General features: G+C 62.3%; 25 protein-coding genes and 1 riboswitch. Of the genes, 12 read left to right on the top strand and 13 right to left on the bottom strand.

Annotation, left to right across the window (positions count from 1 at the left end):
- Window positions 1-31: 31 nt before the first annotated feature.
- Complete coding sequence (locus ACPPVP_RS39310) at window positions 32-631, bottom strand: gamma-glutamylcyclotransferase (RefSeq protein WP_426528894.1); 600 nt, start codon at window positions 629-631, stop codon at window positions 32-34.
- Window positions 632-729: 98 nt separating this feature from the next.
- On the opposite strand from ACPPVP_RS39310, the gene ACPPVP_RS39305 reads away from it, so the two are divergent.
- On the top strand, window positions 730-1,917 hold the full coding sequence (locus ACPPVP_RS39305) for a DUF2125 domain-containing protein (RefSeq protein ID WP_426528893.1): 1,188 nt from the start codon (window positions 730-732) through the stop codon (window positions 1,915-1,917).
- A gap of 657 nt (window positions 1,918-2,574) precedes the next feature.
- Here the strand turns inward: ACPPVP_RS39305 and ACPPVP_RS39300 are convergent.
- The gene (locus ACPPVP_RS39300; RefSeq protein WP_426528892.1) at window positions 2,575-3,483 is read right to left on the bottom strand and encodes a DUF2189 domain-containing protein; all 909 of its coding nucleotides are present in this window, start codon (window positions 3,481-3,483) and stop codon (window positions 2,575-2,577) included.
- A gap of 541 nt (window positions 3,484-4,024) precedes the next feature.
- Between ACPPVP_RS39300 and ACPPVP_RS39295 the strand changes: the two genes are divergently transcribed.
- The 6 genes from ACPPVP_RS39295 (at window position 4,025) to ACPPVP_RS39270 (ending at window position 9,713) form a co-directional block, all read left to right on the top strand.
- Window positions 4,025-4,858: a cytochrome c oxidase subunit II gene (locus ACPPVP_RS39295; RefSeq protein ID WP_426528891.1), complete on the top strand. Its 834-nt coding sequence runs from the start codon at window positions 4,025-4,027 to the stop codon at window positions 4,856-4,858.
- Window positions 4,859-4,940: 82 nt separating this feature from the next.
- A complete protein-coding gene (locus ACPPVP_RS39290; protein ID WP_426528890.1) occupies window positions 4,941-6,716 on the top strand; it encodes a cbb3-type cytochrome c oxidase subunit I in 1,776 nt (591 codons plus the stop codon).
- Window positions 6,713-7,417 (top strand): cytochrome c oxidase subunit 3, encoded by a 705-nt coding sequence (locus ACPPVP_RS39285; protein ID WP_426528889.1) that lies wholly within the window; start codon window positions 6,713-6,715, stop codon window positions 7,415-7,417. The genes ACPPVP_RS39290 and ACPPVP_RS39285 overlap by 4 nt, the downstream gene beginning before the upstream one ends.
- 112 nt (window positions 7,418-7,529) lie before the next feature.
- Window positions 7,530-8,252, top strand: a complete 723-nt coding sequence (locus tag ACPPVP_RS39280) for a heme-copper oxidase subunit III family protein (RefSeq protein ID WP_426528888.1) — start codon at window positions 7,530-7,532, stop codon at window positions 8,250-8,252.
- A 9-nt stretch (window positions 8,253-8,261) separates the two neighbouring features.
- A complete protein-coding gene (locus ACPPVP_RS39275; RefSeq protein WP_426528887.1) occupies window positions 8,262-8,660 on the top strand; it encodes a cytochrome C oxidase subunit IV family protein in 399 nt (132 codons plus the stop codon).
- 141 nt (window positions 8,661-8,801) lie between these two features.
- Window positions 8,802-9,713, top strand: a complete 912-nt coding sequence (locus ACPPVP_RS39270) for a heme o synthase (protein ID WP_426528886.1) — start codon at window positions 8,802-8,804, stop codon at window positions 9,711-9,713.
- Between the two features lie 174 nt (window positions 9,714-9,887).
- Here ACPPVP_RS39270 and ACPPVP_RS39265 read toward each other — a convergent pair whose 3' ends face one another.
- The gene (locus ACPPVP_RS39265; protein WP_426528885.1) at window positions 9,888-10,181 is read right to left on the bottom strand and encodes a hypothetical protein; all 294 of its coding nucleotides are present in this window, start codon (window positions 10,179-10,181) and stop codon (window positions 9,888-9,890) included.
- Here ACPPVP_RS39265 and ACPPVP_RS39260 point away from each other — a divergent pair.
- Window positions 10,174-10,401, top strand: coding sequence for a hypothetical protein (locus ACPPVP_RS39260; protein WP_426528884.1), 228 nt, complete (start codon window positions 10,174-10,176; stop codon window positions 10,399-10,401). The two genes, ACPPVP_RS39265 and ACPPVP_RS39260, sit on opposite strands and share 8 nt — an antisense overlap.
- A 138-nt stretch (window positions 10,402-10,539) precedes the next feature.
- Here ACPPVP_RS39260 and ACPPVP_RS39255 read toward each other — a convergent pair whose 3' ends face one another.
- From ACPPVP_RS39255 to ACPPVP_RS39240, 4 genes are all read right to left on the bottom strand, one after another.
- A complete protein-coding gene (locus ACPPVP_RS39255; protein WP_426528883.1) occupies window positions 10,540-11,289 on the bottom strand; it encodes a hypothetical protein in 750 nt (249 codons plus the stop codon).
- Between the two features lie 223 nt (window positions 11,290-11,512).
- The gene (locus ACPPVP_RS39250; protein WP_426528882.1) at window positions 11,513-12,454 is read right to left on the bottom strand and encodes a prephenate/arogenate dehydrogenase family protein; all 942 of its coding nucleotides are present in this window, start codon (window positions 12,452-12,454) and stop codon (window positions 11,513-11,515) included.
- Window positions 12,451-13,545 (bottom strand): histidinol-phosphate transaminase, encoded by a 1,095-nt coding sequence (hisC, locus tag ACPPVP_RS39245; RefSeq protein ID WP_426528881.1) that lies wholly within the window; start codon window positions 13,543-13,545, stop codon window positions 12,451-12,453. Before hisC ends, ACPPVP_RS39250 begins: the two co-directional genes overlap by 4 nt.
- Before the next feature lie 58 nt (window positions 13,546-13,603).
- Window positions 13,604-14,452, bottom strand: coding sequence for a chorismate mutase (locus ACPPVP_RS39240; RefSeq protein WP_426528880.1), 849 nt, complete (start codon window positions 14,450-14,452; stop codon window positions 13,604-13,606).
- Window positions 14,453-14,629: 177 nt separating this feature from the next.
- A riboswitch (SAM riboswitch) is annotated at window positions 14,630-14,709 on the top strand.
- Between the two features lie 86 nt (window positions 14,710-14,795).
- Here ACPPVP_RS39240 and metX point away from each other — a divergent pair.
- Complete coding sequence (metX, locus tag ACPPVP_RS39235) at window positions 14,796-16,001, top strand: homoserine O-acetyltransferase MetX (RefSeq protein WP_426528879.1); 1,206 nt, start codon at window positions 14,796-14,798, stop codon at window positions 15,999-16,001.
- Between the two features lies 1 nt (window position 16,002).
- Entirely contained in the window at window positions 16,003-16,671 is a 669-nt protein-coding gene (gene metW, locus ACPPVP_RS39230; RefSeq protein WP_426528878.1) for a methionine biosynthesis protein MetW, read from the top strand.
- 35 nt (window positions 16,672-16,706) lie between these two features.
- On the opposite strand, the gene ACPPVP_RS39225 is transcribed toward metW, so the two are convergent.
- On the bottom strand, window positions 16,707-17,471 hold the full coding sequence (locus tag ACPPVP_RS39225) for an MBL fold metallo-hydrolase (protein ID WP_426528877.1): 765 nt from the start codon (window positions 17,469-17,471) through the stop codon (window positions 16,707-16,709).
- Window positions 17,472-17,542: 71 nt separating this feature from the next.
- Window positions 17,543-18,298 (bottom strand): carbon-nitrogen hydrolase family protein, encoded by a 756-nt coding sequence (locus ACPPVP_RS39220; protein ID WP_426528876.1) that lies wholly within the window; start codon window positions 18,296-18,298, stop codon window positions 17,543-17,545.
- A 58-nt stretch (window positions 18,299-18,356) separates the two neighbouring features.
- On the opposite strand from ACPPVP_RS39220, the gene ACPPVP_RS39215 reads away from it, so the two are divergent.
- Window positions 18,357-19,382 carry a helix-turn-helix domain-containing protein gene (locus ACPPVP_RS39215; protein ID WP_426528875.1) on the top strand — a complete coding sequence of 342 codons (1,026 nt, stop codon included), beginning with the start codon at window positions 18,357-18,359 and terminating at the stop codon, window positions 19,380-19,382.
- Between the two features lie 4 nt (window positions 19,383-19,386).
- On the opposite strand, the gene ACPPVP_RS39210 is transcribed toward ACPPVP_RS39215, so the two are convergent.
- Complete coding sequence (locus ACPPVP_RS39210; protein WP_426528874.1) at window positions 19,387-20,256, bottom strand: alpha/beta fold hydrolase; 870 nt, start codon at window positions 20,254-20,256, stop codon at window positions 19,387-19,389.
- A gap of 267 nt (window positions 20,257-20,523) precedes the next feature.
- Between ACPPVP_RS39210 and ACPPVP_RS39205 the strand changes: the two genes are divergently transcribed.
- Complete coding sequence (locus ACPPVP_RS39205; RefSeq protein ID WP_426528873.1) at window positions 20,524-21,369, top strand: TIGR02594 family protein; 846 nt, start codon at window positions 20,524-20,526, stop codon at window positions 21,367-21,369.
- Between the two features lie 144 nt (window positions 21,370-21,513).
- Here the strand turns inward: ACPPVP_RS39205 and ACPPVP_RS39200 are convergent, their stop codons facing one another.
- From ACPPVP_RS39200 to ACPPVP_RS39190, 3 genes are all read right to left on the bottom strand, one after another.
- Complete coding sequence (locus tag ACPPVP_RS39200) at window positions 21,514-22,368, bottom strand: DnaJ domain-containing protein (protein WP_426528872.1); 855 nt, start codon at window positions 22,366-22,368, stop codon at window positions 21,514-21,516.
- Between the two features lie 331 nt (window positions 22,369-22,699).
- Window positions 22,700-23,191, bottom strand: a complete 492-nt coding sequence (locus ACPPVP_RS39195) for a hypothetical protein (protein WP_426528871.1) — start codon at window positions 23,189-23,191, stop codon at window positions 22,700-22,702.
- A 209-nt stretch (window positions 23,192-23,400) separates the two neighbouring features.
- Window positions 23,401-23,703 (bottom strand): hypothetical protein, encoded by a 303-nt coding sequence (locus ACPPVP_RS39190; RefSeq protein WP_426528870.1) that lies wholly within the window; start codon window positions 23,701-23,703, stop codon window positions 23,401-23,403.
- Window positions 23,704-23,783 lie beyond the last annotated feature (80 nt).

The following is a 23,783-nucleotide window of genomic DNA, read 5'->3' as shown; positions in this document are numbered from 1 at the left end:
TCATCGCCACCACTCCCGCGCTGTCCCCAACTCAACGGTCGCTGTTCTCTACGGGATGAACCGGATGATGCGCATCGTGCAGCATCATTGCAAGCCGGTGCAATTGCTGATCGCGAAAACCTTCCGCCTCGATCGCTTTCACGGTGGCGAGCACATAATCGCGGTTGACACCGGACTGGCCGTGCCCTTGCAGCACGTGGCGCAACTGTTCTGCCGGCGACAGCCGTCCGGCATATTGCACATGACCGCGGTCGACTACGTAGACCAGGGCGCTGACGCGCTGGCGCGCCTCGTTCTCGAGCCACACCGATCGTTTTACCTCGCGATAGACCGACGTGACCTGCTCGCGCTCGCGCAAATAGGCGATGGTAGCTGTGCTGTTCTTCTCCGCGACCCGGAACGCGACGCCGCGGCAGGCGCCGCCGCGGTCGAGCCCGAGCACCAGGCCCGGCTTTTCCGGCGTGCCGCGATGAACGAAGGAATAGACGCAGAGCGCGCGGTGTTCGCCGATCAACCGCGCCGGAACCCGTTCGATGAATTCGAAGCCGGGGCGCCACATCAGGGAGCCGTAGCCGAACACCCAGAGGTCGCCTGTCGGGAATTCCGTTTCGTTCAGCGTAGTGGCGGACATGCCCTTGCACCGCTACCAGAAAGCGAAGTGAAATCAATGTCTTTTGTTGCGGAGGCAGATGCTTATATTCGACAAAATCGCAAGCCAAAGGACGCCGCATGCCTGACATGACCCCCGCGCCGCGCCGGCGCCCGCTGTGGCGCCTTTTCATCATGCCCGCCCTCGTCGTCGTCGCCGCCGCGGCATGGAGCGCGTTCTGGTTCTATGCCGCGTCCGAGGTCGGCGTTCGCGCCGACGCCTGGGCGACGCAGGAGGCGAAAGCCGGCCGGGTCTATGCCTGCGGCAAGCGCGAGGTTGCGGGTTTCCCGTTCCGCTTCGAAGTCAGCTGCAACGACGCCAGTGTGTCGCTGTTCTCGCAGACGGCGGACGCGAAAGCGCCGTTCACCGCGCGACTCAGTGAAATCATGGTGATCGCGCAGATCTACCAGCCGAAACTCCTGATCGCCGAATTCAAGGCGCCGGCCACGCTTTCCGATCGCGGCCAGCCGCCGTCGCTGAAGGTGAACTGGAGCTTGGGCCAGAGCAGCGTGTATGGGCTGCCTGATGTTCCGCAGCGCGCTTCGATCGAGTTCAACAATCCCTCCATCGACCGCGTCAACGGACCGGTCGCGACGCCGCTCGCGAAGGCCAGCCATGTCGAACTGCACGGCCGCATTGCCGAAGGCTCGGCACAGGACAATCCGGTGATCCAAACCGTGCTGCGGATAGCCGGCGGCAACGTGCAGGAGGTGCACCCGCTGCTCGCTCAGCCGTTCGACGCCGACATCGAGACCAAGCTGACCGGCCTGAAGGATTTTTCGCCCAAGCCGTGGCCCGAACGGTTCAGGGAGTTGCAGGCGGCCGGCGGCCATGTCGAGATCGTGCGGTCGCGGGTTCAGCAGGGCGATCTGGTCTCGGTGGCCGCAGGCACGTTGAGCCTCAACGCCCAGGGTCGGATTGACGGCGAATTGCAGATGACGGTGGCGGGCATCGAGAAAGTGATTCCGGCGCTGGGCATCGAGAAGATGCTGGAGGAGGGCGTGCCGCAGGCAACGCTCGATCGCGTCGCGCCCGGCGTCAAGACGCAGGACCTCAACAATCTGTTCGGCGCGCTCGACCGGGCGATTCCGGGGCTGGGCAAGGTCGTCAAGCAGAACGCCAATACCGGCGTCGCCGCGGGCATCAATGCGCTCGGCAAGGAGGCGGAGCTGGAAGGCAAGAAGGCCCGCGCCTTCCCGCTGCGCTTCGTCGACGGCGCGGTGTTTCTCGGCCCGTTGAAAGTCGGTCAGGTGCCGCCGCTGTTCTAGGACGTCAGCCCAATTCAGAGTGGTCGATGGACGTCCGCTTTCGTTTGCATTCCGGACTCAAGTCGGACAGCGACCTGCTGAATTACAGCGCTTGGCCGGAACGTTTTCGAGCCTGGATGCTTGAAGCCGGTTGTATTGTGCGGGGCAGCGACAAATAGAGAGGCGAGAATGTTCCTGATGGGACTTGGCGCGCTCCTCGTTATCGGCGGAATCCTGTACATGGCAGGCACCGCTATTTGGCGGGGACCGCTTAGTGGCCGGGATTCCTCCCGGCCCGCTCGCGATACTTTGGAGCCGCCACGGCGCAGCTTGCGATTCTTGGGGCTCGGAACGAATTGGCCGGGCCTTTTTCTTATGGCGCTCGGTGCAGTTCTGTTGGTATCGGGGGGCGGTTTCTAGCCTCGACCAGCCAAGCTATATGCAATTCGTCAGGCGGCGGCATTCGATAAGGGCCGATGGTGCAGACGGCAGCAGACAGTCCGAGAGGGCATCGGCGGACGCTGCCGGATCAGTGACGGACGCCTCGCACATGTCAAGCCGCACTGCGCCGTCCCAGTTGCTGGGGCCACGAGCACGTAACTGGGTCCACCGATTGCCGGGTAGACGGGTAGATACGAATCGGCGGCGCGACTCCGGAATCCGTTCAATCATTACGAGCTAGCGCTCGCGGCTCCACGGGAAGAGATTGGCCGGGAAATCCGCCGCGTAGCGGTGTCCTTTCCGCAGGCGGGGTTCTTCCTGTGGAGGGTTGGGATCCGGCTCCACTACCTTCCGGTACAGATGCCAGGTCGCATGACCGAGCACCGGCAGAACGACGGCGAGACCGACGAAGAGCGGTATCGAACCGATCACCAGCAGCGCCGCGACAATCAGCCCCCACCCGGCCATGGCAACCGGATTCTTCATCACAGCCCGCAGCGACGTCCGGATAGCGTCGATCGCAGTCGCATGCCGGTCGAGCATCAACGGAAACGACACGACACTGACGCACAGCGCCACGACCGCGAACAGAAAACCAACGCCGCAACCGACGATGATGAGCGACCATCCCTCCGGCGTCGTCAGCACGCGCGTTGCGAAGTCAGGTATACTCGCGGCCGGAGCGTGGCCAAAGATTTCAACGTAGATAGCGTTCGCTACGCCGATCCAGACTCCGAACAGAACGAGCAGGAACACGCCGAGCTCGACCATGGCGCCGAAAGCCGGAGCGCGCAGCACCTGAAGTGCTTTCGATACGTCGACTTCCTCGCCGCGCTCGCGGCGGCGGCTGAGCTCATAGAGCCCAATCGCGGCAAAAGGTCCAAGCAAGGCAAACCCGGCCGCCAACGGAAACAGCAGCGGCAGCACCGAATAGCCAAGCACCATCCTGAACAGCGCAATACCGAGAACGGGATAAATCACGCACACGACTACCGCGTGACTTGGCATGGCCTTGAAATCTTCCCAGCCCAGGCGCAGCGCCTCGCCCAGGTCGGACAGTTCGATTTTGCGAATGGAATATGTGGAGGCCTCGCCGAAAATGTGCCGTCCAAACTTTGCGATGCTGTCAGAATACGTGGTGGCCATGGACGCATCCTCCCGTGCTCGCAGTAGCGGCGGTCAAAACGACGCGCCGCAATCCGCGTGTCTCCGCATTGATGTGCGAGAGTCGCGGTCGAGCCGGGTACGGCAAACCCAAGTTCATCGAAAAGGAGCTTAGCCGGACGAAACTTGTCGCGACCTGCCGCACAAGCTTAGCGCTATGGGACCCAGACAGCGCTCACGGTTCGGTGAACCGTGCACGTTCATGGTCATTTGGTGCGTTGCGTCATCGTCAAACGATTGTGCTGGCTGACGCTCGCCAGCTTGCGGCATCGGCGCAGCATCCCGACGCTCAAGTGATCTATTGACGCCAGCGCCGACGCGTACCATCCTCGTTCCTGACGCCCAAGATCCGATGGAAGCGGTCGTAACGTGTGCCCGGTGCCACGTTTGGATTTCGCGACCGGTCAAAGTGGGCGAGGCAAGACGCACTGCGATGGCGCATGTGAAGTCGGCCATCGAGACAGATGCGAGCTCCGCCCTTTAGTTCGTCTCCGTTGCCTTGAGTGGCAGGGAGGGATGAAGGATGGTTGTCGCACTCATCCTGCTTTTGGTCGCAGTCGGCTCGGTGCTGTTTCACATCTACAGCCCGTGGTGGTGGACGCCGATCGCCACCAACTGGAGCTACATTGACCACACCATCAGCATCACGTTCTGGATCACCGGGGCGGTTTTCTTCGCGGTCATTGCGTTCATGGCCTATTGCGTCTTCCGCTTCCATCACAAGGAGGGAAGGCAGGCAGCCTACAATCCCGAAAACAAAAAGCTCGAATGGTGGCTCACCATAGGGACCGCGATCGGCGTGGGAGCCATGTTGGCGCCTGGCCTGTTCGTCTGGCACCAATTCGTCACGGTTCCGGCGGACGCGACCGAGATCGAGGTCATGGGCCAGCAGTGGCAATGGAGCTTCCGCCTCCCCGGCAAGGACGGCCGGATGGGCACAACCGATGTTCGCTTCGTCAGCTCCGACAACCCCATGGGCTTGAATCCCAACGATCAGCACGGGCAAGACGACGTTGTCATCGCAAGCGACGACTTGCACCTCCCCGTCGGGAAGCCGGTCAAGGTTTTGCTCCGCTCCCTCGATGTCTTGCACGATTTCTATGTGCCCGAGTTCCGCGCCAAGATGGACATGGTCCCGGGCATGGTCACCTATTTCTGGATAACCCCGATCCGAACCGGAACGTTTGATGTTCTCTGCGCCGAGTTGTGCGGCGCTGCGCATGCGCAGATGCGCGCCAAGGTTTTCGTCGACGAAGAGAGCGACTATCGGGCCTGGCTGGAGAAGCAGAAGACGTTTGCGGAATTGTCAGGCCGAAGCGCCGTTACGAGGGCGACGTACGAATCCGGCGGCAAGTAAGAAATGCTGCTGCGAAGACAGGTTGGGCGCGCAAGACCCTCTCATCGCGCCCTGATGGAAGACGCAACCGGGAGGTAAGTCGATGGTCGATGTCCCGTATGACGCAATCACGGACGCTCCGCCTGCAGAAGTGCCGGAGGTTGATCTCTATCACCCCAGGAGCTGGTGGACGCAGTACGTCTTTTCGCAGGACGCCAAAGTCATTGCCATCCAGTACTCGCTGACGGCGTCGGCAATCGGGCTGGTCGCGCTGGTGCTGTCGTGGCTGATGCGGCTGCAATTGGGATTTCCCGGCACGTTCTCCTTTATCGATGCAAATCAATATCTCCAGTTCATCACCATGCACGGCATGATCATGGTGATCTACCTGCTCACGGCATTGTTTCTGGGAGGCTTCGGCAACTACCTTATTCCGCTGATGGTCGGCGCTCGGGACATGGTCTTTCCTTATGTGAACATGCTGAGCTACTGGATCTACCTGCTCGCAGTCGTGGTGCTGGCGTCGACCTTCCTGGTGCCTGGCGGACCAACCGGCGCCGGCTGGACGCTGTACCCGCCGCAGGCGATTCTCTCCGGCACCCCCGGGCAGGATTGGGGCATCGTTCTGATGCTGGCGTCGCTGATCCTGTTCATCATCGGCTTCACCATGGGCGGGCTGAACTACGTCGTGACCGTGCTGCAGGCGCGCACGCGCGGCATGACGTTGATGCGTTTGCCCTTGACGGTGTGGGGCATTTTCACCGCTACCGTGATGGCGCTGCTGGCTTTCCCGGCGCTGTTCGTCGCCTCCGTCATGATGCTGTTCGACCGCTTGCTGGGAACCAGCTTCTTCATGCCCGCACTCGTCGAGATGGGCCAGCAGATGAAGTATGGCGGCGGCAGCCCGATCCTGTTCCAGCACCTGTTCTGGTTCTTCGGCCATCCTGAGGTCTATATCGTCGCACTTCCGGCCTTCGGCATCGTTTCCGATCTGATCAGCACGCATGCGCGAAAGAACATCTTCGGCTATCGCATGATGGTCTGGGCTATCGTGGGAATCGGCGCGCTCAGTTTCGTCGTATGGGCGCACCACATGTATGTGAGCGGCATGCACCCGCATTTCGGGTTCTTCTTCGCCACGACGACGCTCATCATTGCCATCCCGACCGCCATCAAGGTCTACAACTGGGTGCTAACCCTGTGGCGCGGCGACATTCATCTCACGGTCCCGATGCTGTTCGCCCTCGGCTTTATCATCACATTCGTGAACGGCGGGCTCACCGGCCTCTTCCTCGGCAACGTCGTCGTGGACGTACCCCTCTCGGATACCATGTTCGTGGTCGCGCATTTCCATATGGTGATGGGCGTGGCGCCAATCATGGTTGTGCTGGGCGCGATCTATCATTGGTACCCCAAGGTAACGGGACGGATGCTCAACGACGTGCTGGGCAAGTTTCATTTCTGGGTTACGTTCCTCGGTGCCTATCTGATCTTCTTCCCCATGCATTATCTCGGGTTGCTCGGAATTCCGCGCCGGTATCACGACATCGGCGAAGTGGCGTTCATCCCGCCATCGGCCCATACGCTCAATGCCTTTATCACCGTGGTGGCTTTGACCGTGGGTTTCGCCCAGATGGTGTTCCTGTTCAATCTTGTCTGGAGCCTGTTCAAGGGCAGACCTTCGGGTGGCAATCCATGGCGGGCGACAACACTGGAGTGGCAGACGCCGGAGACCCCGCCGGGGCACGGCAACTGGGGCAAGGAGCTCCCGGTGGTCTATCGATGGGCGTATGACTACAGCGTGCCAGGTGCCGCCCAGGACTTCATTCCGCAGAACCAGCCACCGGCGACGCGGGCCGTTCAGGGAGCTGCGCCGTGAGCGCCATCGTTCTGTTCATGGCTGTGATAGCGGTCATCGTCGGATGGTGGCTCTCGCATCAGCGGCTGACAGCCAAACCCTGGCTGGAAGAAGGTTCGATCGATGACTTCCCGGGCACGGGAGCAATGACCCTGCCGGCAGCGAAGATCGGACTGGGAGTGTTTCTCGCCGTCGCCACCTCGTTGTTCGCACTCTTCATCAGCGCCTACTCCATGCGCATGAACATGGTGGACTGGCGGACGCTGCCCGTGCCGGGGCTGCTGTGGCTCAACACCGGCGTCCTGGTCCTGAGCAGTGTCGCGCTGCAATGGGCATACGTGGCAGCGCACCGGAACAATATGGACGGTGTAATCGTCGGCCTGTGCGCAGGGGGAGCCTCCGCCATTACATTCCTGGTGGGGCAACTGCTGGCGTGGCAACAGCTGAGGGCCGCGGGCTATTTCGTGACGTCCAATCCAGCCAATTCCTTCTTCTACATGATCACCGCGGCGCACGGGTTGCATCTGATTGGCGGTATGGTGGCCCTGGGCAGAACGACTGCCAAGGTGTGGCGTGGCGCCGAGATGGCCCAGGTACGCCTGAGTGTGGAGCTCTGCACGATCTACTGGCACTTCCTGCTGTTGGTCTGGCTGGTCTTGCTTGGTCTGTTGACGGGCTGGACGGACGATTTCGTCGACATCTGTCGGCGGTTGCTCACCTAGAGCCTTTTCCGTTCCGATGGAATCGGAACGGGGCTCTAGATTTTTGAATTGACGCGTTTTCTTCGCGCGAACCGGTGTCCACTTCGCCGGAAAACGCTCTAGGAGAGACCAGATGGCAGAGACTGCGCTGACCAACCCTGGAGAATCGCCTGCGCGGGCTGCCGGCTGGCAAGGCATTGCTGACGATTGGTCCTCGGATCAGCGCGCCTTCAAGAATGTTTCCTGGGGGAAGGCCATGATGTGGATCTTCCTCCTGAGCGACACCTTTATCTTCAGCTGTTTTCTGCTGTCCTACATGACCGCGCGAATGTCCACGACCGTGCCGTGGCCGAATCCGAGTCAGGTGTTCGCTCTCGAGATTGCGGGGCACCATATCCCCCTCATCCTGATCGCCATCATGACCTTCATCCTGATCAGCAGCAGCGGGACCATGGCGATGGCCGTCAATTTCGGCTACCGCCGTGATCGCACCAAGACCGCGATACTGATGCTGATCACAGCGGCGCTTGGCGCAACGTTCGTCGGGATGCAGGCCTTCGAATGGACCAAGCTGATCAGGGAGGGCGTGCGGCCCTGGGAAAATCCGTGGGGCGCGGCGCAGTTCGGCTCCAGCTTCTTCATGATCACCGGCTTCCACGGCACCCACGTGACGATCGGCGTGATTTTCCTGATCGTAATCGCGCGAAAGGTCTGGCGGGGCGACTTCGACGTCGAAAGACGTGGCTTTTTCACGAGCCGGAAGGGGAATTACGAGGTCGTCGAAATCATGGGCCTGTACTGGCACTTCGTCGATCTCGTGTGGGTGTTCATCTTTGCCTTCTTTTATCTTTGGTGAGGTCGGCGCATGACAAGCACAGCAGTGATAGACGGACAACAACCTTCGCTACGCACGCATGCGCATGACACAGTCGCGGTTGGAACCGCGCACGCAAAGGGGCAGCAGCACCCCATCAAGCTATATCTCGTGGTCTGGGGATGGTTGTTCGTCCTCAGCACCTGCTCCTATCTCGTGGACTACTTCGGCTTGCACGGCTACCTCAGATGGTCGCTGATCCTGCTGTTCATGGTGCTGAAGGCCGGCTTGATCGTCGCCGTCTTCATGCACATGGCCTGGGAGCGGCTGGCTCTGGCCTATGCCATCCTGCTGCCTCCTGTGGCGGTGTTGATCTTCGTCGCCATCATGGTGTTCGAATCCGAGTACACGCACCTCGTCCGGGTCCTGTTCTTCGCGGCGCCGACCTAGATACTGCCGCCTCGCATCCGAAGGAGGAGGTCATGACCATGTACGTCATGCTCGCAAATTGGACCGACCAGGGATCCAGAAGCAAGCTCGCAAAGGTCCAGTAGATGCCGCCCGTCGCGGGCAAGAGGAGGCGTTGATCTCATGCAAATCAATCGTTCAATTCTCGTTCGCTCGAGCTATGCCAGCATCGGTGACTATGTCGCGCTGACGAAACCGCGCGTTATGTCGCTGGTCGTCTTTACCGCACTCGTCGGTTTCATGGTCGCACCTGGCGGCATCGATCCCTTCGCCGGTGTCGTTGCTCTTCTTTGCATAGCTGCCGGAGCTGGCGCCGCAGGTGCGCTCAATATGTGGTACGACGCCGACATCGATGCGTTGATGGCGCGCACCGCCATGCGTCCCATTCCGAGCGGCCGTGTATCGCGCGCGGAAGCGTTGATTTTCGGACTGATGCTAGGCACGTGCGCCGTTCTAACCCTCGGCACCTTCCTGAACATGGCCGCGGCGGCGCTGCTTGCTTTCACGATTTTCTTCTATGTCGTCGTCTACACGATGTGGCTCAAGCGCCGAACACCGCAGAATATCGTCATTGGCGGTGCGGCTGGCGCACTCCCTCCTGTCATCGGCTGGGCCGCGGCCGCCGGAGATGTCGGGCTCGAACCGTTCACCCTGTTCCTGATAATTTTTCTTTGGACGCCACCTCATTTCTGGGCGCTGTCGCTCAATCTTGCCGGAGAATATGCTCGCGCCGGGGTGCCGATGTTGCCGGTCGTAGCCGGCCGGGCCGAAACAACGCGCCAGATACTTCTCTATAGCGTTCTTCTGGCTCTTGTCTCGCTGCTGCCGTGGGCATTGGGGTTCGCGGGGGCGATCTATGGCGTCGCTGCGGCAATGCTTGGAGCCATCATGATTTTTCTCTCGTGGCAAGTACGTCGGAGCAATGACAAGGAAAGGCAGCCAGCGCGTCGCCTGTTCGTGTTTTCCATGCTCTATCTGGTCCTTCTATTTGGTGTGCTGTTGATGGATGCTGTGCCCTACGCTCAGCCTCTCTGATCCAGAGCGAAGTCCGACGCTTCGTTTCCCGGGAACGCTTCAGGAAAACTCAGGGCGCGGGGCCATGTCGCTTTCCCGCTTCGTCGACGGCGCGGTGTTTCTCGGCCCGCTGAAAGTGGGGCTGGTGTCGCCGCTGTTTTGAGACCGTAGGATGGGTAGAGGGCAGCGAAACCATCACCGCATCCCCGGCCGTGATGAGTATCGCTGCGCTCCACCCATCCTACGCGCTGCGCCCCACTCGTCCTGCGGGTTACTTTGCATGGGGTTGTTTTCGATATTTTGTGTCTGGGCCTGCGGTGCACCGCCGTCGCCATTCCGATCAAGCGTCCGTGTACTCGCCTCCATCGGGATCGCCGAACCGTGATCGGCGCTCTGATCCTTGCCGGGAATGTTGTCGCCGAAATGCCGGTCCTGCTCTCCGACGGCCCATGTTGGTGGGTCGATGATGAGGAGAAGCAAGATGACCAAGACCCGATTTTTCGGCGCTGCTACGTTACTGTCCGTGCTGATCGGATCGCCGGCCTCGGCGCAGCACATGATCGACGAGCCGGGGATGTATGCGTTCTACCATCCCAATGGCGATCTCGGCATCGGATCGGCGCGATCGCCGATCGATGCTCAGGCGATGGCGCCGCGGCTTGTGATGCGACACCCGATCCTCGCGCGGCCTGTGAAATCACGGAAATAGCTTCTTGCAGCATCGGCGCGGGCGGTGACGCAAGTCCGGCCGTCATCGTCCGCCGCCGGGTCACGCGAATGCGCGTAGCGAAACCCATCAATCGCCGTTGGTGGCTACACCGCGCGAAACAACGACGAAGGACGGTCGTCACAATGCATGCCGAACCCATACGTTGGGTTCGACGTAAACCGCATAATCCTGTTCAAGTGAAATCGTGACCGGCGCGAGCGCGCCCGCGATCGAAACTTCGCCCGATCGATCGAACGACATTCCGGTCCAGCGTGACCAGTCGGCGATGCTGCCAACAACCGTCATCGAGTAAGGCGCAATCTTCACCAGTCTTGCCCCGGCCCGAAGGTGGGTACGCAGCCAGGAGTCGGTCGGGAAGCCGTCGGCACCCACCGTGGCGACGTAATCGCGCATCGGCACGAACGGCTGAAGATGCTTCTGGTTCGGCCGCACTGGCGCGAACATTTCTGCAAGCCCATGGGCTTTCGCGCTGGCTTTCATGGCGTCCAGAAACGCCAGCGCATTGCCGCCCCCTCGCGCTTCGGGAAGCAGGCTGATTTCCAGCGCGCTCAGCGCATTCGGAGCGCGCCCTGTCAACTGATCATCGTGGGCCCAACGGATCACCTCGTCCCAGCCGCCATCGGGGAGCTCGGTGCGGCCGTCGATGTTGAAAGCGAACGGCACGCTGAATGCCCGGGCGACAACCGTGCCCCCGGCGACGCCGGCGAACGCATAGTCGAGGTACCGGTCGAACATCGATGGCGCAAAGTAGAGCTGCGCCGTCGCGTCATGTTGCATGAATTCCGGCCAGACCGATTGCAGCTCAGAACAGAAGATCAATGGCCGAAGATCGGGTCGCTCCCGCAATGTGAAGATTTCCAGAGCCATGATGCCTGCTCAACCCTGTCGTTCGGTATCAAACCGCCCATCCTACACGCTGTTGCGAAACCCGAAACTCTTCACGTCACCACCTACGACAAACGTGAAGCGTTTGCGCAAGGGAGCGAAGCGACGAAGCAATCCATCCATCCGTTATGCCGCGAGATGGATTGCTTCGCTGCGCTCGCAATGACGGCGTGCCGAGCGGAGCCTAAGCGGCGAGAGCCGTGCCTCACTCCGCCTTCTTCGCCAGCGACGGATGCGGCCTTCCGAAATCCGGCGCCGCCGAATCCTGGCCGATCTCGACGATGCCGCGGCGGATGGCGCGGGTGCGGGTGAAATGCTCGAACAGCGCTTCGCCGTCGTTGCGGCGGATCGCGCGGGTGAGTTTTGACAGGTCCTCGTTGAAGGTGCCGAGCATTTCCAGCACGGCTTCCTTGTTGTTCAAAAACACGTCGCGCCACATCGTGGGGTCGGACGCTGCGATGCGGGTGAAATCGCGAAAGCCGCCGGCGGAGAATTTTATCACTTCCGACGACGTCACCTGCGCCAGCTCATCGGCCGTGCCGACGATGGTGTAGGCAATCAGATGCGGCAGATGGCTGGTGATCGCCAGTACCAGATCGTGATGATCGGGCGTCATGATCTCGACCTTGGCGCCCATGCCGGCCCAGAACGCACGCAGGGTTTCGACCGCCATGGGGTCGGTGCTGTCGGGTGGCGTGAGGATGCACCAGCGGTTGATGAAGAGCTCGGCGAAGCCGGAATCGGGACCGGAATGCTCGGTGCCCGCGACCGGATGGGCCGGAACGAAATGAACATTCGCCGGCAGATGCGGCGCCATCTCGCGGACGATGGCGCCCTTGACCGAGCCGACGTCGGAGACGATCGCGCCCGGCTTGAGGAACGGCGCGATTTCCTGCGCCACCGGCCCGCAGGCGCCGACCGGGATGCAGAGGATCACGAGGTCGGCGTCTTTGACGGCTTCCGCGTTGGTCTCCAGCACGTGGTCGACGATGCCGAGCTCCAGCACCCGCGCGCGGGTTTTTTCCGAGCGCGCGGTGGTGACGATTTCGCTCGCGAGCCCTTGCGCACGCGCGGCGCGCGCGATCGAGCCGCCGATCAGGCCGAAGCCGATCAGCGCGACGCGTCGGAAGATCGGCGTCCCGTTCATTTGGCGGCCATGAAGTCGCGCAGGCCGTCGACGACGAGGCGATTGGCCTCCTCGGTGCCGATGGTCATGCGTAGCGAATGGGGGAGGCCGTAGTTGTTCAGCGCGCGCAGCACCAGGCCGCGTCTGGTCAGGAACGCATCCGCCTCAGCCGAGGTCTTGCCCTTCTCCGGGAAGTGGATCAGCACAAAATTTGCCACGCTCGGCGTCACCTTGAGCCCGAGCTTGCCGATCTCCTCGGTCAGCCAGTTGCGCCACGTCTCAGTGAACGCCTTCGACATCTGGATATGCGCGGTGTCCTCGATGGCTGCGACCGCTGCCAGCATCGCCGGCGTCGAGACGTTGAACGGTCCGCGGATCCGGTTGACGGCGTCGATGATGTTGGCAGGGCCGAACATCCAGCCGATCCGCAGAGCCGCCAGCCCGTGAATCTTGGAGAAGGTGTGCGTCATCACGGTATTTTCGGTGGTCGCCACCAGTTCGAGGCCGAGCTCATAGTCGTTGCGCGACACATAGTCGGCATAGGCGGCATCCAGCACCAGCAGCACGTGCGGCGGCAGACCTGCGCGCAGCCGCTTGACCTCGTCGAACGGCACATAGGTCCCGGTCGGGTTGTTCGGGTTGGCGAGCCATACCAGCTTGGTCTTCGGCGTCACGCGCACCAGGATCGCATCGACGTCGGCGGTGAAGTTGGTCTCGGGCGCGACGACGTTCTTGGCGCCGTTCGCCATCGTAGCGATCGGGTACACCAGAAAACCGTGCGCTGTGGAGATCGCCTCGTCGCCCTGGCAGAGATAGGTGTGCGCCAGCAAGTTGAGAATTTCGTCCGAGCCGGCGCCGCAGATGATGCGGTTGGGATCGAGCCCGTAGGCGCGGCCGATCGCCTCGCGCAGTACCCGCGAGGTGCCTTCTGGATAGTCTTCGAGATGCGAAGCCGCCTGCTGGTAGACTTCCCTGGCCTTCGGCGACGGCCCGAACGGGGTCTCGTTGGCCGACAGCTTGTACACCTTGCGGCCCGGCTCCGGCACCGGGGTCTTGCCGGGCGTGTAGGGCGCAATATCGAGAATGCCGGGATTCGGCACGGGGCGGTTCATCTTCTGGCTCCGGATATTCAGGGCGGCTTTAAGACTTGGCAGCTTAAGACTTGGCAGCCTAAGACTTGGCTGCCCCGTTCGGGGGCACCGTATAGCGCGTTGCGTGGCTGCCGACGAGGGCCGACGAGCGCACCGAGGCGCCGGCCTGGATCAGGGCTTTTTTGATCTTTTCGAAGCCGGTGCCGGCATCCGATACCAAAAGCGCTGCGCCGTCGAAGGCGGTATCGGGCACGGCGACGATATCGGCAAGCGGCGCCACGGCGCGCGCGATATCGGCATTCCAGCCGGCGACGCGCACGCTCCACATCTCGACTTCCGTCGCCATGGCGTCGTCGGCGACGCGCGAGATCACGAACACCGGGAGCGCGGCCGGATGATCGGCGCGTTCGAGGAACGGCAGCCGGGCAATGATCTTCGGTGCGCCGTCCGCCTCCAGCGCGAGCCACCACGGCGTGCGGCTCGAGATCGCCGAGACCAGCGCCAGGTCGCCCTTTGATTTCGCCACCGCTTCCACCGCGGCCTGCGCGCTGAAATGGCCCACATACGGCACCACGAAGCCGAAATGAAACCGCGCCGAATCCCGCATCGCGGGTTCGCCAACCGAGACGTCCGCATGCACCGAGAACGGCGCCTGGACATAGGTGAAGGTCGAGATGATGACGCGCCAGATGCTCTCGATGGTGTCGAGCGGCAGGATGCCGCGATGGCGCCGGACCAGTTCGCGCATCATGCTGGCCTCGCGCGCCGGGCGGAACGCCGAGCCGACTTCCTGGGTCTGCTTCACCTGGATCAGCCGGTCGATGATGTCGCCGCGCGCCATCAGCAGGCGATGAACCTGCTCGTCGATCGCATCGATCTCCTTGCGCAGTTCCTGCAGCGAGGGCGGGGCCGGGGGTGCCTTGGACATCCGAAAAAACCTTGGTGCCGGAACAGCCCGATGCAGCCGGCAGACAGTCGCATTGATTAGGAAAGACGGGCGCTGAAAGCAAAGAGAAACGTCGCGGGGGAGCCCTGCACGATCGGGTTAACCATGGCATCTGGGCCCCGGCCTGCCTTGACGAAATGCCTGGGCGGGACTAGCTTTGTTCCATTCCGTGGTCATTTGAGCCGGCCGGCTTGCAGCCACGTTAAACAACTCGCTAAACAGGCCGGGGACAGAAGTGATCCCGGCCGAACCTTTAGTTCAGGCCGGGTTTTTTTATGGCCTGATTTCTGTCTGTAGAGCCTCCGCAAGGAGGAAGGTCGCCGAAATGACAAACGTGCAGTCGATATCCAGTCCGTCGATTCACAGTGAGGATCGCGCCCACGAGGCCGATCATCCGACCTCGACGGTGGCGAAGTTCGGCATGGACCAGCCGCTGAAGCTTGATTGCGGCATCGATCTCGCGCCGTTCCAGATCGCCTATCAGACCTATGGCGAACTGAACGCCGATCGCTCCAATGCGATTCTGATCTGCCACGCGCTGACCCTCGATCAGCACGTCGCCAATCTGCATCCCCTGACCGGCAAGGCCGGCTGGTGGGAAATCATGGTCGGTCCCGGCCGTCCGCTCGATACCGACAGGTATTTCATCATCTGTGCGAATGTGATCGGCGGCTGCATGGGATCAACCGGTCCGGCCTCGACCAATCCGGCCACCGGCAAGGCCTGGGGGCTGGATTTTCCCGTGATCACCATCCCCGACATGGTCCGTGCGCAGGCCATGCTGCTCGACCGGCTCGGGATCGAAACCCTGTTTTGCGTGATCGGCGGATCGATGGGCGGCATGCAGGTGCTGCAATGGACCGCCGCCTATCCGCAGCGCGTGTTCTCGGCGCTGCCGGTCGCCTGCTCGACACGCCATTCAGCGCAAAACATTGCGTTTCATGAACTCGGCCGACAGGCCGTGATGGCCGATCCCGACTGGCATCACGGGCGCTATTTCGAACTCAACACCCATCCGCATCGCGGGCTGGCCGTGGCGCGGATGGCCGGACACATCACCTATCTCTCCGACGCCGCGCTGCATCGCAAGTTCGGGCGCCGGATGCAGGATCGGGAACTGCCGACCTTCTCGTTCGACGCGGATTTCCAGGTCGAAAGCTATCTGCGCTATCAAGGCTCGTCCTTTGTCGAGCGTTTTGATGCCAACAGCTATCTCTATCTGACGCGGGCGATGGACTATTTCGATATCGCCGCCGATCACGACGGCGTGCTGGCGCAGGCGTTTCGCGGCATCAAGACCCGGTTCTGCGTGGTGTCTTTCACTTCGGACTGGCTGTTCCCGACCTCGGAATCGCGCGCGCTGGTGCATGCGCTGAACGCGTCCAGCGCGCGGGTGTCGTTCGCCGAAATCGAAACCGATCGCGGCCATGATGCCTTCCTGCTCGACGTGCCCGAGTTCTTCGACATCGCGCGCGCCTTCCTGCAATCGGCAGGCAAGGCGCGCGGGCTCGGCAACAATACCGGTGGTTGACATGGCGGTGCAGGAACAGACTTTGCCGCTCGGCGGTGTCGCGCCCGATCGCACCGGGAAATATCGTACCGATCATCTGCTCGTTGCCGAAATGATTCCACACGGCTCAAAAGTGCTCGACGTCGGCTGCGGCGATGGCGAGTTGCTGCAGCTATTGGAGAGCCGCGGCATCGACGGCCGCGGCATCGAGCTGTCGCGCGAGGGCGTCAACCGCTGCGTCGCCAAGGGGCTCGCCGTGGTGCAGGGCGATGCCGACACCGACCTCGTCAATTATCCCGATGATGCATTCGACTACGTAATCCTGTCGCAGACGCTGCAGGCGACGCGGCAGCCGAAGGTCGTGCTGGAAAACCTGCTGCGGATCGGCCGGCGCGCCATCGTGTCGTTCCCAAATTTCGGCTTCTGGAAGATGCGGCTGCAGCTATTGGTCGGCGGCCACATGCCGCGTACCGAAAATCTCCCCGCCACCTGGTACGACACGCCGAACATCCACTTTTGCACCATCAAGGATTTCGTGCAGCTCTGCGACGAAATCAACGTCAAGATGGAGCGCGCGGTCGCCCTCGATCTCTACGGCCGCCCGGTGCCGCTGACCCTGCCGTGGTGGGTCTGGAACATGTTCGGCGAGCAGGGCGTGTTTTTGCTCAGCCGCGGCGGGGCGGGGAAGTAACGCTTTCCCCGGCCACGGCGAGCAACGTGCGCGGCTCATGCCTGTCGCGACTTCAGCTGCAGGGTCTCTCCATCCAGCGGTATCAGCAGTTGCTGCGGCGAGATGCCATGCTCGGTCGAATGCCGCCTCAGTTCGTCGCGTGAGACGGTGGCGTGGTCGAGCGAATCCATGTGGGTGGCGATCACCACGGCGTCAGGCGCCAGCCGGCAGGTCGCGACGGCTTCTGCGGCATCCATTGTGATGAGATCGCCGTCCCATCGCGCCCCGCAAGCGTGGATGATGATGATCTCGGGCTTCGTGTCCGCGATGATGGTTTCGACGGCCGGATAGAGCACGGTGTCGCCGGCCCAGTAGACCGCCGGTTCGTTCCTGGCCGTGATGCTGAAACCCATCACCGATCCCATCTTCTTCACGACCGGTCCGAGGCCATGACTGCCCTCGCGGCGCTGCAGGCGGATGCCGTTCCAGTCGATGATCTTGGCAAGCGGCATGACGTCGCTGAACCCATGCGACAGGATCTTGTCCTCGTCCCCCGGCCGGCAGATCAGCGGAAGATGTTTTGGCACCAGGGATTGCGCCACCGGATCGAAATGGTCGGCATGCAGATGCGAGACGATGACGAGTTCGACGCCCTCGAGGATTTCTTCCGGGCTTGCCGGCAGTTCGGCCAACGGATTGGGTGCGCGGCCGGTAAAGGACGGGCGCGATCCCTTCGGAGCAAAGAATGGATCGATCAGGACTATCCGGTCCTGGATCTCCAGCTTCAGCGTAGCGTTGCGCAATAGCTGCAGTTTCATCATCCTGGCCTCTCAATAAAGATTATTCGCAATGAAATTATTCCCGCGCGGGCGGCCTCGAAATCTGAGGCCGCTCAATCCCTGACATTGCGCGGATAGGTCAGCCTCGCGCTGTCGACCAGCGCAAGATCGATTTCGTGACTGACGATCGGGGCACTCACGTTGGTTCGCGCGAGGATGTCGCCGTCGGGCGCCACGATCCAGCTGCCGCCCGCAAGCCTCGCGCCACGGCGGTTGGCCGTCGCCACGAAGGCGCCCGCGGCGATCGCCGTCATTCGCGCGGCCACTTCCCAGCGCGGGTGGCCACCGGTTGCGCGCGGTGCGGCGATCACCTGAACCCCCGATTGCCCCAGACCGCGCGCGGCCGTGCTCACCATGAGTTCGGTGCATACCAGTTCGCTGAAGCAGAGCTCGCCGTCCCGCACGGCTTCGGCGTACCGCGACCCGCGGTCGAACCAGGTTTCTTCCCAACCGCCCTCTTGCTGCGGCAGCAGCGCCTTGGCGCGGCCGCGAACCATGCCGCGCTCCGGCGTCCACAGAAAGGTCTCGTTCCATCGCTTTGCGCCGTCCGCGACGGCGCGCGTCCCCACGATGCGCCTCGCAGCGATCGGTCGCAGGTGCTCTTCGAGCGTGTCATGCGTCGCCGCGGCCTGACGCCAGACCGCTTCATCGAACGTGGGGCTGCTCCAAAAACTGTCGACGCCGGCGAGCTCGGGAAGGACAAGCAAATCGACCGGCCTTTTGTCGAACTCGCCGGCAAGCCGCTGCCACATCCCGGCGGCGAGGTCGGCCCGGTCGGGGAATTCGCAGGTCGCAATCAGAAAAGTCATGCTCGCCTCCTTGGTGAGCGAACGTGAACCGCGCGACGCCATCTTGCCAGTGGCACGAATGCCGTATAGCGTGAATATCATGCCAAATCTGCCGATCCGGCCAAATTGCAGGAAATCCCGCCGTGAAGGCACGCAACGCATCCTTGCGGTGCTGGCCTATGATGGGGTCAGCGCTTTCGAGCTCGGCCTGACGTTGGAGGTGTTCGGTCTTTCGAACATGGGCCCGGACTGGTATCGCGTCGTCGTGTGCTCAGAACGGCCGGGACAGCCGCTCGCCGCCAATAACGGCCTCAAGATCATAGCCGACGCCGGAATGGGCGCGTTGGCCCGCGCCGACACGATCATCGTGCCGGGATCGCGTGATATCGTGGAGTCGCCGTCGGTCGCGATGCTCGACGCGCTGCGGCGTGCACATCGGCGCGGCGCGCGCGTGGCCTCGATCTGTACTGGCGCCTTCATCCTCGCTGCCGCCGGCCTGCTCGACGGCCGGCGCGCCACCGCACACTGGGCGCAAACCGAGGAGCTTTCACGCCGCTATCCGTGGGTGCAGGTCGATGCGAACGTGCTCTATGTCGACGACGGCGATATCATGACCTCGGCCGGCCGCGCGGCGGGGCTCGACCTCTGCCTGCACATCGTGCGGAGCGACCACGGCACGGAGATCGCCAACCATGTGGCGCGGCGCCTGATCATCGCGCCGCATCGCGAAGGTGGTCAGGCGCAATATATTCGGCAACCGGTTCCTCCGATCGAAGGCGATGCGCTCGCCGCCGTATTTGCCTGGGCGCAGCGCCATCTCGATCGCGAACTGACGATCTCGAGCCTTGCCGCCAAGGCACGGATGAGCCGGCGCACCTTCATCCGCCGCTTTGAGGACGCAACCGGGATGTCGCCCGGTGAATGGGTGGTGCAAACGCGCGTCGCAAAGGCACGCGAGTTGCTGGAAGCCACACAGATCCCGATCGAAGGCGTCGCGACAGAGACCGGTTTTGGCTCCGCCGATGCCATGCGGCATCATTTCAGGCTGCGGCTCGGCACCAGCCCGGCGCATTACCGGGCTGCCTTCCGCGCGCCGGCCAACTAGGTGCTTAGACCGGCACCGCCACCAGCGACCGCGCATCCCGCACCGGCCATCTCCCGGCTTCCACCAGCGCGATAAACCGCTCCACCATTTCGTTGAACAGCGCCGGCTCTTCCAGATTGAGTACGTGGCCCGACTTGGGAAAGAACGAGAGCCCCGCCGCCGGCAGATGCTGCTTCAGGAACAGGCTCGGCCCGACGCAATTGTCGTCCTCGTCGCCGCACAGGATCAGCGCCGGCGTCGGCACCTTCCGGATCGCGTCCGTCATGGTGTAGATCGAGGGGCGTCCGCCCTGAAAGCTGCGCATGGTGTTGGCCGATCCCTTCGCGTCATGCCGCGCCAGCGCGGCGTAGAAATCGGCATGGCCGCGCGGGTCCTTCAGCAGGAATGGAATCCGGCTCGGCGCCTCGCGCGTCACTTTTGCAACTTCGACCGAGCCGATCGCTTCATACTGTTCGGCATTGGCCCGGCACTGCGCGCGGAAGGCGTCGAGATTCTCGATGGCAGAGCCGGAGCCGACGGCGGCCAGCGTCATCGACAGCGCGCGCTCCGGTGCGTTGAGGCCAACCTGCAGCGAGGAGTAGGAGCCCATCGACAGGCCGACGAAATGCGCCTGCGCGATGCCGAGATGATCGAGCACGGCGAGCGCGTCGGTATAGAAATGCTTATAGGTGTAGACGGCGTCGGGCGGCACGTCGGATGGCGTATAGCCGCGCGCCGAATAGGCGATGCAGCGGTGGCCGCGCGAGAAGTAGCGCATCTGCGGCTCCCAGTTGGTGTGGTCGGCCGCGAACTCGTGCAGGAAGATGATCGGCGTCCCGCTTCCCGCCTCTTCATAATGCAGACGAACGCCATCCTTGGCGACAGCATGGGGCATTTTGGATTCTTCTCCATATTCTTGTTTTCACGCAACATCCTTGCGCGGCCGGGCAACAAAATTGCAGTTAATTCTCGCGGCTGCAATACGGCAGTCTGGCTTCATTTTCGCCATCGAATGCACGCGGAATCGCCCCGGAATCGTTTCCCTGCCGCCACATGAAATCTTGCTCCGGCCACAGCCGGACGCAAAACGGCCGTCCGCGTTCGTTCGTACGCGAACGCACAGGGGAAGCTTGGGGTGCGGGGGTGCAACAGAGGATCAAGTATGCGTCAGTTGTTTGCGTTTCGCCGGTCGTTTCGTTTCATCGCGCTGGCATTGTGTTCGGTGTCCATCGTGGCATTCGTCTCTCCGGCTTCGGCACGGCCTCACCACGGCGCAGGGAGGCACGCTCGCGCCTATCACGCCGGCCATCATGCTAAGCATCATTACGCCTATCGCCACCATCGCCATGCAGGTCGGATGTCGCGCTCGGAACGCGGCGCCGCGCAGATGCAGGCCGGCAGCTTTGCCGAGACCAATCCGAGCTTCATGGAAAGCAGCCCCCAGATGGGTGCGTCCGGTGGCGGCTCGTCCAACGTCGCCACAGAGGCGCGCGCCGGCCGCGGCCATCGTGCCCGGCTCCGACAGATCGACCAGACCTCACGCTGGGAACGTGGTGTCGCGCAGATGCAGGCGCGCGGTCTTGCCGACGCCAATGCCAGCGTCGGGCCGAATGCAGGCGTGACGCCGGCTGGCGGCACGATGGGCTCCGGCTTCACCTCATCGAACGTCGTCGCCGAAGCGCGCAAATATCTCGGCGGCAACCCGACGGGACGCGGCAGCCTGTGGTGCGCGCGCTTTGCGAACATGGTTCTGCAGCACTCCGGCTATCGCGGCACCGGCTCGGACATGGCGAGTTCGTTCGCGAAATACGGCCAGCGCGTTTCCGGCCCGCAGGTCGGCGCCATTGCGGTGATGTCGCGCGGCCGCCGCGGCGGTCATGTCGGCATCATCACCGGCATCGATGCATCCGGAAATCCGATCATGATCTCCGGCAATAACGGCAACCGCGTCCGCGAAGCCCCGGTCTCGCGCGGCCGGATCTACGCCTACGTCATGCCGACGAGCTGATCGACAGAACCTGTAGGGTGGGCAAAGCGCAAGCGAGCCCACCATTTACACGGAGGTCGTGGTGGTGGGCACGCGGAGCCTGTCATCGGGCGCGCGTTCGCGCGACCCGGTGGCTTTGCCCACCCTACGCCGCTCGGTACAGCGTCAGGGCGCGCTTGCAATCGAAGGGGTCTTGTTTCGATTCACGGCTTCAATTCGCTTGGCTTCCGCAACGTCGGAAAAGGCGCGCTTCAGGTCGCCCAGGCGACGGAAGACAATGCCGCGATCGATGTAGGATTCCGGCAAACCGGGATCGAGGTCGATCGCCAGGTCGAAGTTCGCGAGCGCGAGGTAGAGATCGCCGTTGCGATACGCCTGCATGCCACGTTCGCGATAGAACTTGACGTCCCTGGTCCCGTAGTCGCCGGCCGGGGGAGCATATGTGCTCGCAGGGGCGACGCCTGTGGTCACCGCAGCAGCAATATTGTCCGGCTTTGCCGGCTCGGCCCTCGGGTTGACGTCGGACTGTGCATTGCTCGCTTCGATACTTTCAGGCCTGACGCTTTGCCCGGCATGACTGTGTGTGTCGGAGATTTCGGCCGGTTTGGCGGCGATAGCCTGCGCTGGTTCGCCCTTGGCTATTTCAAGGACCTGCGCCGAAGCGAGCGGCAGCCTGTCGGCAGATATGTATGCGAAATAACCCCCGACGAGCACGACGGAGACAGCGGCGCTTGCGATGGCGTCAGCAGCCAAACGGCGGATTATGCTGGGGGAGCCGCGCTTGGGCTGCGGGCCTTGCTGCCGCTTGGCGATTTCGAGCAGCCGGTCATAGGCCGCGCGCTGCTGCTCATCGCTCAGGATGGCGTTGGCGCGAACAATACGCCTGAATCTTTCCGAAGCTTCCGGGTTGCCGGGATTGAAATCGGGATGGTTCGCCTTGGCTGCCTTGCGGAACGCAGCCCGCAGGCCATCGGCGTCATCGTCCGGGAGTGCCTCGAGCAAATCGTAGAGAGTTTTCATGGCAGCCCACTCAAATACCGATATTTCCCACCAGTCCCCCCGCACTGGTACTTCTTGGGAAATTAATCAGCGGTCAAAACACACGCTGTCGCGTTAAAACGCCACCTGAAAAAAGCTTGAAAGGAATAGGATACCGGCAGAATGGCAAAACAACGACTAAATCGAGGGGGTTTCCCGGCCGGTTCCATCAAGAAAACACAAGTCTTGGTGGGTGTCTATCAACCAGTATTACACAAAGTTCCCGAAATGCGCGCCGAAGTCGTGGGCGAATAGGCGTGCCACCGGCACGTGCCCCCGAGAATACTTTGGCTTGCGGCGATGGCCTAGAATGCTAACGGGCCGGCTTTCGTTGCCGAACCGGCTCGATTTCGCATGTGCTGGATGCCTGCAGCAAAGCGAGGCGATCGCGTGCGATTTTCTCCGCATCCAGGTAGCACTGTCGTTCGTACTCGACCTTCAGGCGGGCCCATTCATCCGGATCGACGGTCTTGAGGTCGGATCGTTTGAACTCGCAATCGGGAACGGGTTGCGGCGATAGCAGCGCCAGGTCCGGCCGCCGGATTTTGGGTTCGGCATATCGAACTGGTTCGCTGTATCGACGGGCGCGCACGCGAGCCCGGGTCGGAGGTGCCTTGCCCTCGTGCAGCGCCGGACTGACTTCACGTTGCGCCGGATCGCGCGCGCATCCGGCAAATGACAGCGAACACAAAATGACGCAGACGGTCAGAAGTTTCGGGCCGAACGATTTCAGGCCGGCGGCATGCGGCCGCCCGCCAGCTTGTTCGCATTCCTGAAAACGAAGCGCTCCACCCGGGATCGCCATGCCAATGATTTCCGATCAAACGTGCCGCTGCGCGGCAACCATGAACGGAAAATTTGAATCGAATTCTAACAATTACGATGAATCAAATCTAAACCGGCGGCGCGGTGTTGAGGCACGCTGCGCTTTGCCTACCCTGCGCCGCTTGCGGGCAGAGGTGGCCGCAAGCGGCGGATATCCGACGACGCCTGCTTGGCGCGAAGGTCATTCGCTCACGGCAGCGGTTCGACCTTCGCCGCCATGTCGGGAATGCGACTAACGCGGTATGTCGCGTTGCTGCATTTGAGGACCCAGACAGGGCGGTCCGGCCGGGAGCGCTTGTTGTCCCTGCTGGCACTGAGCGCCTTGTCACAGGTGAACCCCTGCGTGCGAATCTGAGCCGACAAAATGGTCTGCGGCGTTTCGGCCGCAACCGGTTGCGCCCGTACCTGCGAAATGAAAAGAACGGCAGCGATAGCCGGGAGGAGTAATGATCGGAATAACGATCCAGTCTTGTGCATGACCTCAACCTTCAAGGCAGACATCCCGCTGATGTGAATGCCGAACCATACAGCATAAGCACCCGCGTTGTCCGTTCAGAATCATGAGCGGAGTT

The organism is Bradyrhizobium sp. McL0615 (assembly GCF_049993905.1).
Taxonomy (GTDB): Bacteria; Pseudomonadota; Alphaproteobacteria; order Rhizobiales; family Xanthobacteraceae; genus Bradyrhizobium.
Note: the sequence above shows the minus strand (reverse complement) of the source record. Positions and strands in the feature narration are given on the sequence as shown.

What these genes read in the sequence shown, in the direction of transcription:
- ACPPVP_RS39310 (WP_426528894.1), bottom strand. Translation starts at nt 631, where the DNA reads ATGTCCGCCACTACGCTGAACGAAACGGAATTCCCGACAGGCGACCTC.
- ACPPVP_RS39305 (WP_426528893.1), top strand. Translation starts at nt 730, where the DNA reads ATGCCTGACATGACCCCCGCGCCGCGCCGGCGCCCGCTGTGGCGCCTT.
- ACPPVP_RS39300 (WP_426528892.1), bottom strand. Translation starts at nt 3,483, where the DNA reads ATGGCCACCACGTATTCTGACAGCATCGCAAAGTTTGGACGGCACATT.
- ACPPVP_RS39295 (WP_426528891.1), top strand. Translation starts at nt 4,025, where the DNA reads ATGGTTGTCGCACTCATCCTGCTTTTGGTCGCAGTCGGCTCGGTGCTG.
- ACPPVP_RS39290 (WP_426528890.1), top strand. Translation starts at nt 4,941, where the DNA reads ATGGTCGATGTCCCGTATGACGCAATCACGGACGCTCCGCCTGCAGAA.
- ACPPVP_RS39280 (WP_426528888.1), top strand. Translation starts at nt 7,530, where the DNA reads ATGGCAGAGACTGCGCTGACCAACCCTGGAGAATCGCCTGCGCGGGCT.
- ACPPVP_RS39275 (WP_426528887.1), top strand. Translation starts at nt 8,262, where the DNA reads ATGACAAGCACAGCAGTGATAGACGGACAACAACCTTCGCTACGCACG.
- ACPPVP_RS39270 (WP_426528886.1), top strand. Translation starts at nt 8,802, where the DNA reads ATGCAAATCAATCGTTCAATTCTCGTTCGCTCGAGCTATGCCAGCATC.
- ACPPVP_RS39260 (WP_426528884.1), top strand. Translation starts at nt 10,174, where the DNA reads ATGACCAAGACCCGATTTTTCGGCGCTGCTACGTTACTGTCCGTGCTG.
- ACPPVP_RS39255 (WP_426528883.1), bottom strand. Translation starts at nt 11,289, where the DNA reads ATGGCTCTGGAAATCTTCACATTGCGGGAGCGACCCGATCTTCGGCCA.
- ACPPVP_RS39250 (WP_426528882.1), bottom strand. Translation starts at nt 12,454, where the DNA reads ATGAACGGGACGCCGATCTTCCGACGCGTCGCGCTGATCGGCTTCGGC.
- hisC (WP_426528881.1), bottom strand. Translation starts at nt 13,545, where the DNA reads ATGAACCGCCCCGTGCCGAATCCCGGCATTCTCGATATTGCGCCCTAC.
- ACPPVP_RS39240 (WP_426528880.1), bottom strand. Translation starts at nt 14,452, where the DNA reads ATGTCCAAGGCACCCCCGGCCCCGCCCTCGCTGCAGGAACTGCGCAAG.
- metX (WP_426528879.1), top strand. Translation starts at nt 14,796, where the DNA reads ATGACAAACGTGCAGTCGATATCCAGTCCGTCGATTCACAGTGAGGAT.
- metW (WP_426528878.1), top strand. Translation starts at nt 16,003, where the DNA reads ATGGCGGTGCAGGAACAGACTTTGCCGCTCGGCGGTGTCGCGCCCGAT.
- ACPPVP_RS39225 (WP_426528877.1), bottom strand. Translation starts at nt 17,471, where the DNA reads ATGATGAAACTGCAGCTATTGCGCAACGCTACGCTGAAGCTGGAGATC.
- ACPPVP_RS39220 (WP_426528876.1), bottom strand. Translation starts at nt 18,298, where the DNA reads ATGACTTTTCTGATTGCGACCTGCGAATTCCCCGACCGGGCCGACCTC.
- ACPPVP_RS39215 (WP_426528875.1), top strand. Translation starts at nt 18,357, where the DNA reads ATGCCGTATAGCGTGAATATCATGCCAAATCTGCCGATCCGGCCAAAT.
- ACPPVP_RS39210 (WP_426528874.1), bottom strand. Translation starts at nt 20,256, where the DNA reads ATGCCCCATGCTGTCGCCAAGGATGGCGTTCGTCTGCATTATGAAGAG.
- ACPPVP_RS39205 (WP_426528873.1), top strand. Translation starts at nt 20,524, where the DNA reads ATGCGTCAGTTGTTTGCGTTTCGCCGGTCGTTTCGTTTCATCGCGCTG.
- ACPPVP_RS39200 (WP_426528872.1), bottom strand. Translation starts at nt 22,368, where the DNA reads ATGAAAACTCTCTACGATTTGCTCGAGGCACTCCCGGACGATGACGCC.
- ACPPVP_RS39195 (WP_426528871.1), bottom strand. Translation starts at nt 23,191, where the DNA reads ATGGCGATCCCGGGTGGAGCGCTTCGTTTTCAGGAATGCGAACAAGCT.